Genomic DNA, 607 nt, shown 5'->3' on the forward strand with positions numbered 1-607 from the left:
CCTAGGGTGGCCCCCAAGGTGTCCAGGCCCCGGTGGAGGCCGTAGGCCCGGCCCAAGGCCCCTTGGGGCACGCCCTCCGCCAAGAGGGCGTCCCGGGGGGCTGTGCGAAGCCCCTTACCCGTGCGGTCCAAAAAGCGGTAGAGGAGGACGTGCAAGGGGCTTTGGGCCAGGGCGAGGAGGGGCCTTAAGAGGGCGGGGAGGCCATAGCCCAAAAGGAGAAGAGGCTTGCGCCGGCCCAGACGGTGGGAGATCCTTCCCCCCACCACCTTGAAAAGGCTCGCCGTGGCCTCGGCCACCCCCTCCACCAGGCCCAAGGTGCTCACCCCCGCACCCAGGCCCGTGAGAAAAAGGGGCAGGAGGGGGTAGACCATCTCGCTCGCCACGTCCATGAGGAAGCTGACGAGCCCTAGGAGGTAGACCAAGGGGGGAAGCCTCATGGCCGGTGTTTCAGGTAAAGCCCCAGGAGGAGGGGTTCGGGAAGGGTCATGAGGAGGGAGAGGGGGTCCAAGGGTGCTGGGGCTAGCCAGGCTGGCCCTAAAGGGGTGCTAAAGGGAGTGAGGAGGGCCACCTGCACCTCGGTGCTCCCCGTGTCCCCGGGGAAACGGGC

The 607-nt window shown here is 68.0% G+C and carries 1 protein-coding gene; it reads right to left on the reverse strand.

The features are described 5' to 3' along the window. On the reverse strand, positions 1–437 hold a 437-nt coding region (locus L0C60_RS12715; protein ID WP_243092922.1), incomplete at its 3' end, for an MFS transporter. Positions 438–607: the final 170 nt, after the last annotated feature.

The organism is Thermus hydrothermalis (assembly GCF_022760925.1).
Classification (GTDB): Bacteria; Deinococcota; Deinococci; order Deinococcales; family Thermaceae; genus Thermus; species Thermus hydrothermalis.